Below are 13,427 nucleotides of genomic sequence, written 5' to 3'. Positions count from 1 at the left end.
TTACCTTCTTCCCTCAGAGGTGACGACATCGGGCAGGCCCAGGTCGCGGCGCGCGACCGGTTGCGCCGGAGCAGCAGTCCGCCGCGCCAGCCGCAGCCGGGCAGACCGCGCGCGGGGGTTGGCCTCCAACTCGGACCTGGACGGGCCGATGGCCTTGCCGATCAGCTCGAACCCCGGATCCTTCTGCGCGCGTTCAGGCAAATGCCGGCTGCCGCCGCCGCCCGCATCAGACCGGTGTTGCAGGAACCGTTTGACGGCACGGTCCTCGACCGAATGGAAGGTGACGACCGCTAGCCAGCCACCGGGTGCCAGCACCCGTTCAGCGGCCTGCAATCCTTCGGTCAGCTCGCCGAACTCGTCGTTCACTGCGATGCGGATCGCCTGAAAACTGCGGGTCGCGGGGTGGCTCTGACCCGGTTTGGACCGGGGCAGGTTCGCCGTGACCGTCTCGGCCAGTTGCAGGGTTGTCGTGTAGGGCGCAGCCTCTCGGTCGCGGACGATGGCGCGCGCGATGCGCCGCGCGGCGCGTTCCTCACCATAGCGGTGCAGGATGTCGGCCAGCATGGTTTCCGAGGCAGTGTTCACAAGCTCTGCGGCGGTGATCCCATCGTCGCCCATCCGCATGTCCAGAGGTCCGTCGCGCATGAAGCTGAAACCGCGGTCGGCGCGGTCCAGCTGCATCGAACTGACGCCCAGGTCCAGGACGACCCCGTCCACTGCCTCTGCCACTTCGTCCATCCAGGAAAACACCGTCTTCACGGTCGTCAGCCGGTCGCCATAAGGTGCCCCCCACTGCGCCGCCATCTCATGGGCAAGCGGGTCGCGGTCCAGCCCGATCATGTGGCCTGCACCCGCATCCAGCATGGCGCGGGTATAGCCGCCCGCGCCCATGGTGCCGTCGATCCAGGTCCCCGACAACGGCGCGACGGCATCCAGGATCGGTTGCAGCAGCACGGGCACATGCGGCGCGGCCCCGGTCATGACGCGGCCTTTACCTGGGCCCTGGACAGCACGCTGAGGATCGGCGTGCCGCCGCCCAGCTCGGACTTGGCCTGGGCGACCTTGCTGGTGGCCATGATCGGGACCTCAGGGGAATAAAGCCGGAAGTTCTTGCCACGGCTGGCGAAAATCGCCTCGCCAACCAGGCCATAATTGTCTCGGATCATCTTGGGGATGACCATGCGTCCAGCGTCGTCCAGCTGTACGACCTCTATCTTCTCGAAGAAGCATTCTTCCAGCATGTCGCGCTCGTCCCCGTATTCCAACGCGTCGATCTGGGCCTCGATTTCCTCGGCGGCCTCGACCGTCCAGCAGCTCAGCCAAGGCTCTTCCTCGCCGTAGCAGATATGGACCGAGGGATTGGATCCGGCGGGACGTTCGGGATCACCGGCATCGAGCACAGTGCGAAACTCGGACGGGATCATGACCCTGCCCTTCGCGTCCACCTTGTTGGTGTGCCTGCCTCTGAACCGATGTGCCACGGGTGGTCCGGCGCTCCTTCGTATCGCGGTCTGCGCCGCATGATTTGCCCCCGAAACGGAAAGCGGCGGCCCGGGGTCTGCCAACCCGGACCGCCGCCCTGCCCCGTCAAGCGGGTCTCCGTCACGCGTGTCACCTGGGGGGATGAATCTGCTCGATACGCGTGTCGGATCTTCAAGTCTGAAGACGAATTGATGTCGCCTGTATGATCCCTTGCCTCGGATTTATCGTTGCTTTGGGTGGGGTCGTTTGTCGCCCCGCATTCGTTCGTCTTCTGTAGAGCCGTGATGCCATGGGCGGGTATGGTACCGCCAGCCTAAAATTGGTCCTGACTCCCACTTTTGTTATCCACAGCCTGTGAATGAAACATGTATAACTGCCAAGTCACACTACATTTAGTATTTTGATGGACACGGACCCTTTTATGTTGTGGCTCAATTTCGGTGGTAGGTTTTCCCATCAATCATCACAGCCGTGTCAGAACGCCCACAGTAGAGAAAAATCCGAAACTGACTAAAATTGAGCCTTGCCGCCCTCGTGCGCCGTCAAATCGCTCATCGTGCCGCTGGGGTTATCCTATATGAATCAGGCCGTTTTCGCCACTGAAATGCGAATCGGCCCCGGATCGCGGCGGGCGATCCGGGGCCGACAACATCAAGCCACCCTGATTCTGTGATTGGTCAGGCCAGGTTCTGCGCCACCAGCTTGCCTGCGATTTGTGCGAAACTCTCGGCCATGGCGCTGTCGCCGGCGGCGATGGGCGTGCCCGAGTCCCCCGCCAGCCGGGTGTCCAAGTCGATGGGCAGCGCCCCCAGGAACGGCAGGCCCAGCCGCTTGGCCTCGGTGGCAACACCGCCATGACCGAAGACATGCGCTTCGTGGCCGCAGCTGGGACAGTGGAACAGGCTCATGTTCTCGACCAAGCCGATGATCGGCGTCTTGAGCGTCGCGAACATGTCCAGCGCCTTGCGCGCGTCCAGCAGAGCCACGTCCTGGGGGGTAGAAACCACGATCGCGCCGTCGACCACCGCCTTGGTGCAAAGCGTCAGCTGCACATCCCCCGTCCCCGGCGGCAGATCGACGATCAGCACATCCAGATCCTCGCCCCCGGTATGATGCGTCCAGGCCACCTGTCCCAACATCTGCTGAAGCGCCCCCATCAACATCGGTCCGCGCCAGACCACGGCCTTGTCTTCGCCCAGCATCAGGCCAATCGACATCAGGGTGACGCCATGGGCATGCAACGGGTGGATGATCTTGCCATCGGGCGAGGCCGGGCGCTTGCTTACGCCCATCATGCGGGGCTGGCTCGGCCCATAGATATCCGCGTCCAGCAGACCGACCTTGCGCCCTTGCCGGGCCAGCGCGACGGCCAGGTTCGACGACACCGTCGATTTCCCGACGCCACCCTTGCCCGAAGCGACGGCAATCAGGCGCTTGACCCCCGGCACCCGCAACGGCCCGTCCTGTGGCTTCGGGTGGCCGCCGATTTTCAACGAGGGGGGCTGTTTCTGCTCGGTCGGGGCGGTCAGCACTGCCTGCACCCTGGCCACGCCCGGCAACTCGGCCACGGCGGCCTCGGCGGCGGCGCGGATCGGCTCCATCTGACGGGCGATTTCCGGCGACGGGGCCTCGATCACAAAGCTGACCGTATCGCCCTGGATCGTCACGGCCCGCACCATGTCCCGGCTGACCAATGTGCCGTCCACCGGCAGGCGGATCCGCGACAGGGCTGCGTTGATGTCATCGCGCGTGGTCATGGGGCGTCCTTTCACTGATCGGTCGCTAGGTGGCCGCCTTCGTGCGTGATGGCAAGACCAGGATCAGCGTCACAATGCCACCCAGGACGCCCGCCCCCGTCAGGGTGACGGGCAATCCAATCAGACCGGCAAGCCATCCCAACCCGCCAGAGCCCAATGCCACCGCCCCGATTCCGACCGCCACCCACAGCGACATCACCCGTCCGCGCAGGTCATCGGGCAATTGCACCTGCATCAGCGCCTGCAGACTGACCCCGCAATAAGTCGAGGCAAAGCCCAGCACCGCCGTCCAAAGCAAGGCCGCCCACCAGGACGGCCACAATCCCAGCGGAACCAGGGTCAAGACACCCGCCACCAACATCACCCGCAGGGTCAGCGGCACGGTGTCCACGACCTCGGCCCGGCTGCGGGTCTTGCTGAGCGCCGCCAGCAGGGCACCAGCCCCCGCAGCGGCCGTCAGCCAGCCCAGCCCGGTCGCGCCGCGCCCATGCACACCTTCGGCCATGACGGGCAAGATCTCTTGATAGCCGCGGATCAGCACCGCCATCGCCGCCGTCAGGATCAGCGCATGCCGCGCAACCGGCGTGGCCGCGATAAAGCGCAAACCCTGCCGCACGCCTTCGACCACGCTGACCTGCGCGGTGGCGACCGGCAGGGGCCGCGGATCCATCCAGCGGACGGCGAACAGCATCGGCAGGTAAAGCCCTGCCGAGATCCAAAGCGTCGCCACCGGCCCCACCGTGGCCAGCGCAAAGCCCGTCAGGACCGGCGCAATCAGACGCGCCAGGTTGAAGTTCAAAGCCGAGAGCGCGACGACATTGGGCACATCCGCACGCGGCACCAGGCGCGGGCCCAGCGACATCCGCACCGGATGATGCGCCGAGGTCACCACACCGATGGCCAGCGACAGAACGATCAACGCCCCCTGCCCCAACCCCTGCGTCCCGGCCAACAGGGCCGCCACGACCAACAGGCCCGCCATCGTGCCTGAGGTGGCGAACAACGCACGCCGGATATTCGCGCGATCCACCAGCACACCAAAGACCGGACCCGACACAAGCATCGGCACCAGCCCCAGCGCGGCAATCAAGCCGACGAAAGCGGGGGAAAGCGATACCTCCCAGGCGAGCCAGCCAAGCGTGACCCGCTGTGCCCAAAGCGCCTGCACCAAAGGAACGGCGGCAAAGAAATAGGCCCTGAAGCCGCTGTGAGACAAAGCCGCCATATGGACCTACCGCACACAATCAGAAGGAGAGCGCCAGTTGACGTAGCGCAACCTATGCAAATGCCGCATAGCGGCATTGAACATTGGCCACGTTGTGCAAGCGCAGCATTCGTCCCAAGTATGTCTCAACGAAACACAGAGCAGCCCCGACAATCCGGTCGGGACGCCTGACGGGGCAAAAGGCCCCATATCAAGAAAGGGTCAATCATGGCTTTCACGACTTACGGTAATTCGACCGCCACCACCACCTCGCTGCGCGCCCGCCTGGCCGCTCGTCTCGACACCGCCCGCGAAAACCTCGCCAAGTGGCGCCTGTATCGCGAAACCCTCGCAGAGCTGTCCGCCCTGTCGAACCGCGATCTGAGCGATCTGGGCCTGCACCGCTCGATGATCAAGTCTCTGGCGATCGAAGCCGCCTACGGCAAGTAATTCCCCTTCCCTGCGCTGCTTCCTCCTCCCTTTGGCAGCGCCGGGATCGCGGCTCCGGCGTCCTCCTCCCTTAGCCGGTGTCGCACCCCGCCGATCCTTTCCTCCCATTGGATCGGCACTCCGCCCTGCCTTGTCAGGGTACGAACCGGACCGGTGGCGCTCTCCTCCTCCCTTGAGCGTCATCGGGGCCGGCTCAGGAACCAACGAACACCTTACGGTGTTGAACATGAGATTTCGGCGGCGGGCTCCTCCTCCCTTTGGCCTGTCGCACGAATGATGACCCTCCTTCCTCCTCCCTTGGGAAGGTCATCGCATAGAGACGGCGGCACCCTTCCTCCCTTGGGTGCCGCCGTTTTCTTTTTTCAGATGTCGGGAACTCAGCGCGTCAAATCCTTGGAAGGATTTGATCAGAGTTTTCGAAAACTCTGATCCCCGCCTCGCAATCACCGTGCCTCTAAAACGGCACGTCTCCCGCCTGATCGGCGGGCATCAGGAACCGTCCTACGATCTTCTTGGTGCCGGCCTTGTCAAAGGCCACCTCCAGCTTGTCGCCCTCTATCGCCTGCACTGCGCCATAGCCGAATTTCGTGTGGAACACGCGATCGCCCACGCCAAAAGCCGAAACGGCAGTCGAATCGATGGTCAGGCCCTTGGCCTCGGACGGTTGCCGGATCGGTCGGGCGCTGTTGGATTGCAGCCGTCGCCAACCGGGCGAATTGTAGACATCCGCCTTCGACGCCTTTTCCTGCAAATTGCTTTCGACCCCGCCCGACATTGCCGCCTGCTGTGCGGCGGCCATGCCGGATGCGCCGAAACCACCGCCATAAAGCCCCGGAGGCGTCAGAACCTCGACGTGGTCCTCGGGCAGTTCATCAATGAACCGGGACGGCAGGGCCGATTGCCACTGACCATAGACCCGGCGGTTGGCGGCAAAGCTGATGGTGCAGATACGTTCGGCCCGCGTGATGCCCACGTAGGCAAGCCGCCGTTCCTCCTCCAGGCCCTTCACGCCGCTTTCGTCCATGGACCGCTGCGACGGGAACAACCCGTCTTCCCAGCCCGGCAGAAACACGACGGGAAATTCCAGCCCCTTCGCCCCGTGAAGCGTCATGAGCGTGATCTTCGGCTCTTCGGCCTCCGACTCGTTGTCCATGATCAGCGCGACGTGTTCCAGAAACCCCTGCAGATTCTCGAACTCCCCCAGGGAGTTCACCAATTCCTTCAGGTTCTCCAACCGTCCCGGCGCTTCGGGCGTCTTTTCGTTCTGCCAAAAGCCGGTGTAGCCGCTTTCGTCCAGGATCTCTTCGGCCAGGCGCACGTGATCGCGCCCGTCCAGCAGCTCGGCACGCCAACGGTCGAAACCGGCGACCAACTCGCCCAGGGCCTTGCCCCCCTTGCCGCCGATGGTCTTGGTGCGCACGCAAAGCCGCGCGCCTTCCAGCAGGGACACGCCGTTCGACCGGGCCATGACCTGTATCGTCTGTTGCGCCTTGTCACCCAGACCGCGCTTGGGCGTGTTCACGATCCGCTCGAACGCCAGGTCGTCGTCAGGGGATACGGTGACACGGAAATAGGCCATCGCATCGCGAATCTCGAGCCGCTCGAAGAACCGTGGCCCGCCGATGACCCGATACGGCAAGCCGATGGTCAGGAAACGATCCTCGAAGGCGCGCATCTGGTGCGAGGCGCGGACCAGGATCGCCATATCGTCCAACGACATCGGATCCAGCCCGCGTGTGCCCCGTTGCAGGGCCTCCGCCTCCTCGCCGATCCAGCGCGCCTCTTCGTCTCCGTCCCAATGGCCGATCAGACGGACCTTCTCGCCCTCTTCCGTATCGGTCCAGAGGGTCTTGCCCAGCCGTCCCTTGTTGCCCTGGATCACCCCCGAGGCCGCAGCCAAAATATGCGGGGTGGAGCGGTAGTTCTGCTCCAGCCGGATCACCTCCGCCCCCTCGAAGTCCTGCTCGAACCGCAGGATGTTGCCGACCTCGGCCCCGCGCCAGCCATAGATCGACTGGTCATCGTCGCCCACGCAACAGATGTTCCGGTGCCCGCCCGCCAGCAGCCGCAGCCAAAGATACTGGGCCACGTTGGTATCCTGATATTCGTCCACCAGGATGTAGCGGAACCAGTGGCGGTACTTTTCCAGCACGTCGGGATGGGCCTGAAAAATGCCGATCACATGCAGCAGCAGATCCCCGAAATCGCAGGCGTTCAGCGTCAGAAGCCGGTCCTGATACTGCCGATACAGCGCGACCCCCTGCCCGTCGAAGGCCTGCGCCTCATGGGCGGGCACCTTGTCGGGCGTCCAGGCGCGGTTCTTCCAGTGGTCGATGATCCCCGACAACATCCGGGGCGGCCACTTCTTTTCGTCCATGTCGGCGGCGATGATCAGCTGCTTGAGCAGGCGATTGACGTCGTCGGTGTCCAGAATGGTGAAGTTCGACTTCAAAAACAGATCCCGCGCGCCGCCTTCCAGCAGGGGGTCGGGCACGGTGCGGCCGACCAGTTCCGCGTGGCGGCGCAGCAGCTTGACGCAGACGGAATGGAACGTGCCCAGCCAAGGCATTCCCTCGGCCACCTCGCCCATCATGGCACCGACCCGGTTGCGCATCTCGCGCGCGGCCTTGTTGGTGAAGGTCACGGCCAGGATCTCGTTCGGGCGCGCGCGGCCCTGCGCCATCAGATGCGCGATCCGCGCGGTCAGGGCCCGTGTCTTTCCGGTGCCCGCCCCCGCCAACATCAGAACCGGACCATCCAGCGTCTGAACCGCCTGCAACTGCGCGGCGTTCAGCCCGTCCAGATAGGGCGCGGGGCGGGCGGCCATGGCGCGTGACGACAGGCTGGCCGCCTCCATCGCGTCGGAATCGTCATGATACATCATTGCAAGGTGATAGACCGGACGGCCCCGCAAGGAAAGACTGTGTTCACCATGCGTTCCAATGAAACACGCCCGGTCACGTCACGGATCCCTGGCCATCTGCATCAGGGTCCAGACCGTCTGAACCCCGGAAAAGACGATTCCGTTGAACACCCAGAACACCGTGATCGCCATCAGCCCCACGTCGGACCGCGCGACCAATCCGCCGATCCCGCCAAGGTCTGACCAGAGGACAAGCCCGGTAAAGACCGCGGCGGCCCCGAACCCGATCAGGCAGCAGTGAATGTACATCCGCACCAAGCGTGGCATCGAGACTTCTCTCCTCAATTTTGCCGAAAATTGCATTCGGCAAGGTGGTTGGACCAAAACAGGCATCCTACCCACAACCCCGTGGTTGCCGCGCTGCGGCGATACCGTTACGAAACCGTTACGACCAGATCCCGGGGGACCAGTATGGCCGACTTCAAGAAGATCCTGATTGCCAACCGTGGCGAAATCGCCATTCGCGTGATGCGCGCCGCAAACGAGATGGGCAAGAAAACCGTCGCCGTCTACGCAGAAGAGGATAAGCTGGGCCTGCACCGCTTCAAGGCTGACGAGGCCTACAAGATCGGCGAAGGCCTGGGCCCGGTGGCCGCCTACCTTTCCATCCCCGAGATCATTCGCGTCGCCAAGGCCTCGGGTGCCGATGCGATCCATCCGGGTTACGGCCTGCTGTCGGAAAACCCCGAGTTCGTGGATGCCTGCGTCGAGGCCGGGATCACCTTCATCGGCCCGCGCGCCGAAACCATGCGCAAGCTGGGCGACAAGGCCAGCGCGCGGCGTGTCGCGATCGAGGCCGGCGTCCCCGTCATCCCCGCGACCGAGGTTCTGGGCGACGACATGGCCGCCATCAAGAAAGCCGCCAAGGACGTCGGCTATCCGCTGATGCTCAAGGCCAGCTGGGGCGGCGGCGGGCGCGGGATGCGTCCGATCTTTGGTGAAGACGAGGTCGAGGAAAAGGTCCTCGAAGGCCGCCGCGAGGCCGAAGCCGCCTTTGGCAATGGCGAAGGCTACCTGGAAAAGATGATCCAGCGCGCCCGCCACGTCGAAGTGCAGGTTCTGGGCGACAAGCACGGCAACACATACCACCTCTACGAGCGCGACTGCTCGGTGCAGCGCCGCAACCAGAAGGTCGTTGAACGCGCCCCCGCCCCCTATCTGTCGGGCACGCAGCGCGAACAGATCTGCCAGCTGGGCAAGAAGATCTGCGAACACGTGAACTACGAATGCGCCGGCACGGTCGAGTTCCTGATGGATATGGACTCGGGCGAGTTCTACTTCATCGAGGTGAACCCCCGCGTGCAGGTCGAGCATACGGTGACCGAGGAAGTCACCGGCATCGACATCGTCCGCGCCCAGATCCTCATCGCCGAGGGCAAGTCCCTGACCGAGGCCACCGGCGTCGCCTCGCAGTATGACGTCAAGCTCGACGGCCACGCCATTCAATGCCGCGTGACGACCGAGGACCCGCAGAACAACTTCATCCCCGACTACGGCCGGATCACCACCTATCGGTCGGCCACCGGCATGGGCATCCGTCTCGACGGCGGCACCGCCTATTCGGGCGCCGTGATCACGCGCTACTACGACTCGCTTCTGGAAAAGGTCACCGCCTGGGCCCCCACGCCCGAGGCCGCGATCCGTCGGATGGACCGTGCCCTGCGCGAATTCCGCATCCGGGGCGTCAGCACCAACATCGCCTTTGTCGAGAACCTGCTGAAGCACCCGACCTTCTTGTCGAACGAATACCACACCAAGTTCATCGACGAGACGCCGGACCTGTTCGATTTCAAACCGCGCCGCGACCGGGCGACCAAGATCCTGACCTATATCGCCGACATCTCGGTCAACGGTCACCCCGAGACGGAGGGTCGCCCCCGTCCCGCCGCCGACGTCCGCGCGCCCGTGGTCCCTGACCTGCGCACCGACACGCCGCCCGACGGCACCAAGCAGATCCTCGACCGCGAAGGGCCCAAGGCCCTGGCCGACTGGATGCTGGCGCAGGATCGCCTGCTCTTGACCGACACCACCATGCGCGACGGGCACCAGTCCCTGCTGGCCACCCGGATGCGGTCCATCGACATGGTGCGCGTGGCCCCGGCTTATGCCGCAAACATCCCACAGATGTTCTCGATGGAATGCTGGGGCGGGGCGACCTTCGACGTGGCCTATCGCTTCTTGCAGGAATGCCCGTGGCAGCGCCTGCGCGACCTGCGCGCCGCCATGCCGAACCTGCTGACGCAGATGCTGCTGCGCGGGTCGAACGGGGTGGGCTATACCAACTATCCCGACAACGTCGTCCAGAGCTTTGTGAAACAGGCCGCCGAAACCGGCGTCGACGTCTTCCGCGTCTTCGACAGCCTGAACTGGGTCGAAAACATGCGCGTCGCGATGGACGCGGTGATCGAGACCGGCCGCGTCTGCGAAGGCACGGTGTGCTACACCGGCGATATGCTGGACCCCGCGCGGGCCAAGTATGACCTGAAGTATTACGTCTCCATGGCCAAGGAGCTGGAGGCCGCGGGTGCCCACGTCCTCGGCCTCAAGGACATGGCCGGTCTGCTGAAGCCCGCCGCCGCGCGCATCCTGATCAAGACCCTGAAGGAGGAGGTCGGCCTGCCCGTCCACTTCCACACCCACGACACCGCGGGCGTGGCCTCGGCCACGATCCTGGCCGCGGCGGATGCGGGCGTGGATGCCGCCGATGTCGCGATGGACAGCCTGTCGGGCAACACCTCGCAGGCGACGTTCGGCACCATCGTCTCGGCGCTCAAGGGCGATGCCCGTGACACCGGGATCGACATGACGGCCGTGCGCCGCATCGACGACTACTGGGACGCCGTCCGCGCCCAGTATCTGGCCTTTGAATCCGGCATGCAGGCCCCCTCGTCCGAGGTCTACCTGCACGAAATGCCCGGCGGCCAGTTCACCAACCTCAAGGCGCAGGCCCGGTCCATGGGCCTGGAGGAACGCTGGCACGAGGTGGCGCAAATGTACGCCGACGTGAACCAGATGTTTGGCGACATCGTAAAGGTCACGCCGTCGTCCAAGGTCGTGGGCGACATGGCCCTGATGATGGTCGCGCAGGGCATGTCGGTGCCGCAGGTCGAAGACCCGAAATCCGACGTCGCCTTTCCCGACAGCGTGATCGACATGCTGCGCGGCAACCTGGGCCAACCCCCGGGCGGCTGGCCCAAGGCCCTGCAGAAAAAGGTGCTCAAGGGCGAAAAGCCGTCGACCGAACGGCCCGGCAAACACCTGCCTCCCGTCGACCTGGAGGAAATCCGCAAGGATCTGTCCAAACAGTTGGGCGTGGAAATCGACGACGAGGATCTGAACGGCTACCTCATGTATCCGAAGGTCTTTACCGACTACGCCGAGCGTCATCAGACCTACGGCCCGGTCCGCGCCCTGCCGACGCCCGTGTTCTTTTACGGGATGGAACCGGGCGATGAGATCGAGGCAGAGATCGACGCCGGCAAATCGCTCGTCATTCGCTGCGTTGCACGCGGCGAGACCCATGAAGACGGCGATGCCCGCATCTTCTTCGAACTCAACGGCCAGCCGCGCGTCATCCGTGTCCCCGACCGCCGCGTCGTCGGGGCCGCCGCAAAGATGCCTAAGGCCGAGGTCGGCAACCCGAACCACATCGGCGCACCAATGCCCGGCGTCATTGCCAGCGTTGCCGTCCAGGCCGGGGCCGAGGTCAAGCAGGGCGATCTGATGCTGACGATCGAGGCGATGAAGATGGAAACCGGCCTGCACGCGGACCGGGACGCCAAGATCAAGGCGATCCACGTCAACCCGGGCGCACAGATCGACGCCAAGGACCTGCTGATCGAGCTGGAATAACGGCTGGATTGCAAAGGCCGCGCGAAACAATGCGCGGCCTTTGCATCAAATTTTTCCTAAACCGATGACTCACTGCCGCATTCTCGGCCATTCGTCAGCACGTTGATGCCCCACCCTCGGGGTAGAAAAACGCTGTCACGAATGAATGAGTTTACCCAATGTCACTGTCGTTTGCCCAGTTCAGGAAGTTTTTGTCCGATACGCGTGGTGCGGTCACGGTCGACTACGTGGTGATCACAGCCGCCGCGACGGGCGTGGCGCTTGCCTCTGCCGATCTGGTTGTGGCGGGGTTCGGAACCCTTTCTGACAATATCACCAGTGAGCTGTCCGGCACAGCCACAGATGCCAATACCACCACGGTCTATAATGATGGTTTCGACAACGGGGCCGGCGGCTGGACCGGGGCCATCGCCACAGAGATTTTCGGCTTCGGCCATGTTCTCGGCCCGATCGATGGCGCGCTCGGCGGGGCCGAAGCGGTCAGCCGCAGCTTCTCGGTCGCAGAGGGCAGCAGCAAGGCGACCCTGAACTTTGACGTTCTCGCCCTCGATAGCCTGGATGGTGAATCGGGTATCATCTACCTCGGCGGGGTCGAAGTCGGCCGCGTCATCAGCAACCATAGCGGCACCATCTTCGAGGCCAATACGACCCTTGCGGGCGTCACGGTGACAGCCACCGTCCTGGAAGACGAGGTCCAGATCGGCGGCTATTCCGTCGCCAACGATTGGTTCAAGGATAGCCGCGTCGCCGTTTCCATCACGGTCGATGATCCGACCGGCCCGCTGGATTTCGGGTTCGGGTCCACGGCCAACCAGAACGTCGAGGATGAGAGTTTCGCGCTCGACAACTTCTCGGTGACCAGCACGGCTGCCGTAACCGAAGAGCCGGCGGACCCCTGAGAAAAATCCGCAAGCGGAGCGCTTTTTCCGCTTGCAGAGGATCGGCGGTTTTCTTATCTGACCGCTACCGAAACGGTGCGGGCGTAGCTCAGGGGTAGAGCATAACCTTGCCAAGGTTAGGGTCGGGCGTTCGAATCGCCTCGCCCGCTCCATTTCGGTTTGACAGGGTCGCCTCGGGCGGCCCTTCGTCGTTCCAGGGGGCCGCACACTCTTTCCCGCCGCGCGCCCTGCCCCTATAGCTGTCGCCGATCCCTGACCTTCCGGAGGGCCCATGCGCCGCGCCACCATCACCCGCAAGACCGCCGAGACCGACATCTCCGTCACCATCGATCTGGATGGCACGGGCATCTACGACAACCAAACCGGCGTCGGCTTTTTCGATCACATGCTGGATCAATTGGCGCGCCACGCGCTGATCGACATGACGGTGCGCTGCGATGGCGATCAGCACATCGACGATCATCACACTGTCGAAGACGTGGGCATCGCCTTGGGTCAGGCCCTGACCCAGGCCATGGGCGACAAGCGTGGCATTCGGCGCTACGGGCATTGCTATCTGCCGATGGACGACGCGCTGGTGCGCGCGGCGCTGGACCTGTCGGGCCGCCCCTGGCTTGCCTGGGAGGTGCCGATGACCGCCCCGCAGATCAAATCCTTCGACACCGAACTGGTGCGCGAGTTTTTCCAGGGCTTCGCCACCCACGGCGGCATCACCTTGCACGTTGACGGGCTGCGCGGGGTCAATTCGCACCACATCGCCGAGGCGGCCTTCAAGGCGGTGGCCCGCGCATTGCGCGATGCACTGGAAACCGACCCGCGCAAGGCGGACGCGATCCCGTCGACCAAGGGCACGCTGTAAC

General features: G+C 64.2%; 10 protein-coding genes and 1 tRNA gene. 5 read left to right on the top strand and 6 right to left on the bottom strand.

Annotated elements, in window-relative coordinates:
- From rsmH to K3551_RS08700, 4 genes are all read right to left on the bottom strand, one after another.
- A complete protein-coding gene (gene rsmH, locus K3551_RS08715; protein ID WP_259919264.1) occupies positions 1–981 on the bottom strand; it encodes a 16S rRNA (cytosine(1402)-N(4))-methyltransferase RsmH in 981 nt (326 codons plus the stop codon).
- Complete coding sequence (locus K3551_RS08710) at positions 978–1,424, bottom strand: division/cell wall cluster transcriptional repressor MraZ (protein ID WP_259919262.1); 447 nt, start codon at positions 1,422–1,424, stop codon at positions 978–980. Before K3551_RS08710 ends, rsmH begins: the two co-directional genes overlap by 4 nt.
- Before the next feature lie 735 nt (positions 1,425–2,159).
- The gene (locus K3551_RS08705; RefSeq protein WP_259919259.1) at positions 2,160–3,239 is read right to left on the bottom strand and encodes an Mrp/NBP35 family ATP-binding protein; all 1,080 of its coding nucleotides are present in this window, start codon (positions 3,237–3,239) and stop codon (positions 2,160–2,162) included.
- 25 nt (positions 3,240–3,264) lie between these two features.
- On the bottom strand, positions 3,265–4,464 hold the full coding sequence (locus K3551_RS08700) for an MFS transporter (protein ID WP_259919257.1): 1,200 nt from the start codon (positions 4,462–4,464) through the stop codon (positions 3,265–3,267).
- 207 nt (positions 4,465–4,671) lie between these two features.
- On the opposite strand from K3551_RS08700, the gene K3551_RS08695 reads away from it, so the two are divergent.
- Positions 4,672–4,893 (top strand): DUF1127 domain-containing protein, encoded by a 222-nt coding sequence (locus K3551_RS08695; RefSeq protein WP_259919256.1) that lies wholly within the window; start codon positions 4,672–4,674, stop codon positions 4,891–4,893.
- Positions 4,894–5,347: 454 nt separating this feature from the next.
- On the opposite strand, the gene K3551_RS08690 is transcribed toward K3551_RS08695, so the two are convergent.
- Together K3551_RS08690 and K3551_RS08685 are read right to left on the bottom strand one after the other, a co-directional pair.
- Entirely contained in the window at positions 5,348–7,777 is a 2,430-nt protein-coding gene (locus tag K3551_RS08690) for an ATP-dependent helicase (protein WP_259919255.1), read from the bottom strand.
- A 78-nt stretch (positions 7,778–7,855) separates the two neighbouring features.
- Complete coding sequence (locus K3551_RS08685) at positions 7,856–8,083, bottom strand: hypothetical protein (protein ID WP_259919254.1); 228 nt, start codon at positions 8,081–8,083, stop codon at positions 7,856–7,858.
- A 144-nt stretch (positions 8,084–8,227) separates the two neighbouring features.
- Here K3551_RS08685 and pyc point away from each other — a divergent pair, with 144 nt between their 5' ends.
- The 4 genes from pyc to hisB all read left to right on the top strand — a co-directional run bounded on the left by pyc (position 8,228) and on the right by hisB (position 13,426).
- A complete protein-coding gene (gene pyc / locus K3551_RS08680) occupies positions 8,228–11,668 on the top strand; it encodes a pyruvate carboxylase (RefSeq protein WP_259919252.1) in 3,441 nt (1,146 codons plus the stop codon).
- A 158-nt stretch (positions 11,669–11,826) separates the two neighbouring features.
- Entirely contained in the window at positions 11,827–12,567 is a 741-nt protein-coding gene (locus K3551_RS08675; protein WP_259919248.1) for a hypothetical protein, read from the top strand.
- Positions 12,568–12,644: 77 nt separating this feature from the next.
- A tRNA-Gly gene (locus K3551_RS08670) sits at positions 12,645–12,719 on the top strand.
- 119 nt (positions 12,720–12,838) lie between these two features.
- Positions 12,839–13,426, top strand: coding sequence for an imidazoleglycerol-phosphate dehydratase HisB (gene hisB / locus K3551_RS08665; RefSeq protein ID WP_259919246.1), 588 nt, complete (start codon positions 12,839–12,841; stop codon positions 13,424–13,426).
- Position 13,427 lies beyond the last annotated feature (1 nt).

The sequence above is a fragment of the Jannaschia sp. M317 genome (genome assembly GCF_025141175.1).
Taxonomy (GTDB): domain Bacteria; phylum Pseudomonadota; class Alphaproteobacteria; order Rhodobacterales; family Rhodobacteraceae; genus Jannaschia.
The sequence above is the reverse complement of the archived record's forward strand: the minus strand, read 5'-3'. Positions and strand labels throughout refer to the sequence as shown.

Coding starts and splice junctions, on each gene's coding strand:
- K3551_RS08675 (WP_259919248.1), top strand. CDS start 11,827: ATGTCACTGTCGTTTGCCCAGTTCAGGAAGTTTTTGTCCGATACGCGT.
- rsmH (WP_259919264.1), bottom strand. CDS start 981: ATGACCGGGGCCGCGCCGCATGTGCCCGTGCTGCTGCAACCGATCCTG.
- pyc (WP_259919252.1), top strand. CDS start 8,228: ATGGCCGACTTCAAGAAGATCCTGATTGCCAACCGTGGCGAAATCGCC.
- K3551_RS08710 (WP_259919262.1), bottom strand. CDS start 1,424: ATGATCCCGTCCGAGTTTCGCACTGTGCTCGATGCCGGTGATCCCGAA.
- K3551_RS08685 (WP_259919254.1), bottom strand. CDS start 8,083: ATGCCACGCTTGGTGCGGATGTACATTCACTGCTGCCTGATCGGGTTC.
- K3551_RS08690 (WP_259919255.1), bottom strand. CDS start 7,777: ATGATGTATCATGACGATTCCGACGCGATGGAGGCGGCCAGCCTGTCG.
- K3551_RS08700 (WP_259919257.1), bottom strand. CDS start 4,464: ATGGCGGCTTTGTCTCACAGCGGCTTCAGGGCCTATTTCTTTGCCGCC.
- K3551_RS08695 (WP_259919256.1), top strand. CDS start 4,672: ATGGCTTTCACGACTTACGGTAATTCGACCGCCACCACCACCTCGCTG.
- K3551_RS08705 (WP_259919259.1), bottom strand. CDS start 3,239: ATGACCACGCGCGATGACATCAACGCAGCCCTGTCGCGGATCCGCCTG.
- hisB (WP_259919246.1), top strand. CDS start 12,839: ATGCGCCGCGCCACCATCACCCGCAAGACCGCCGAGACCGACATCTCC.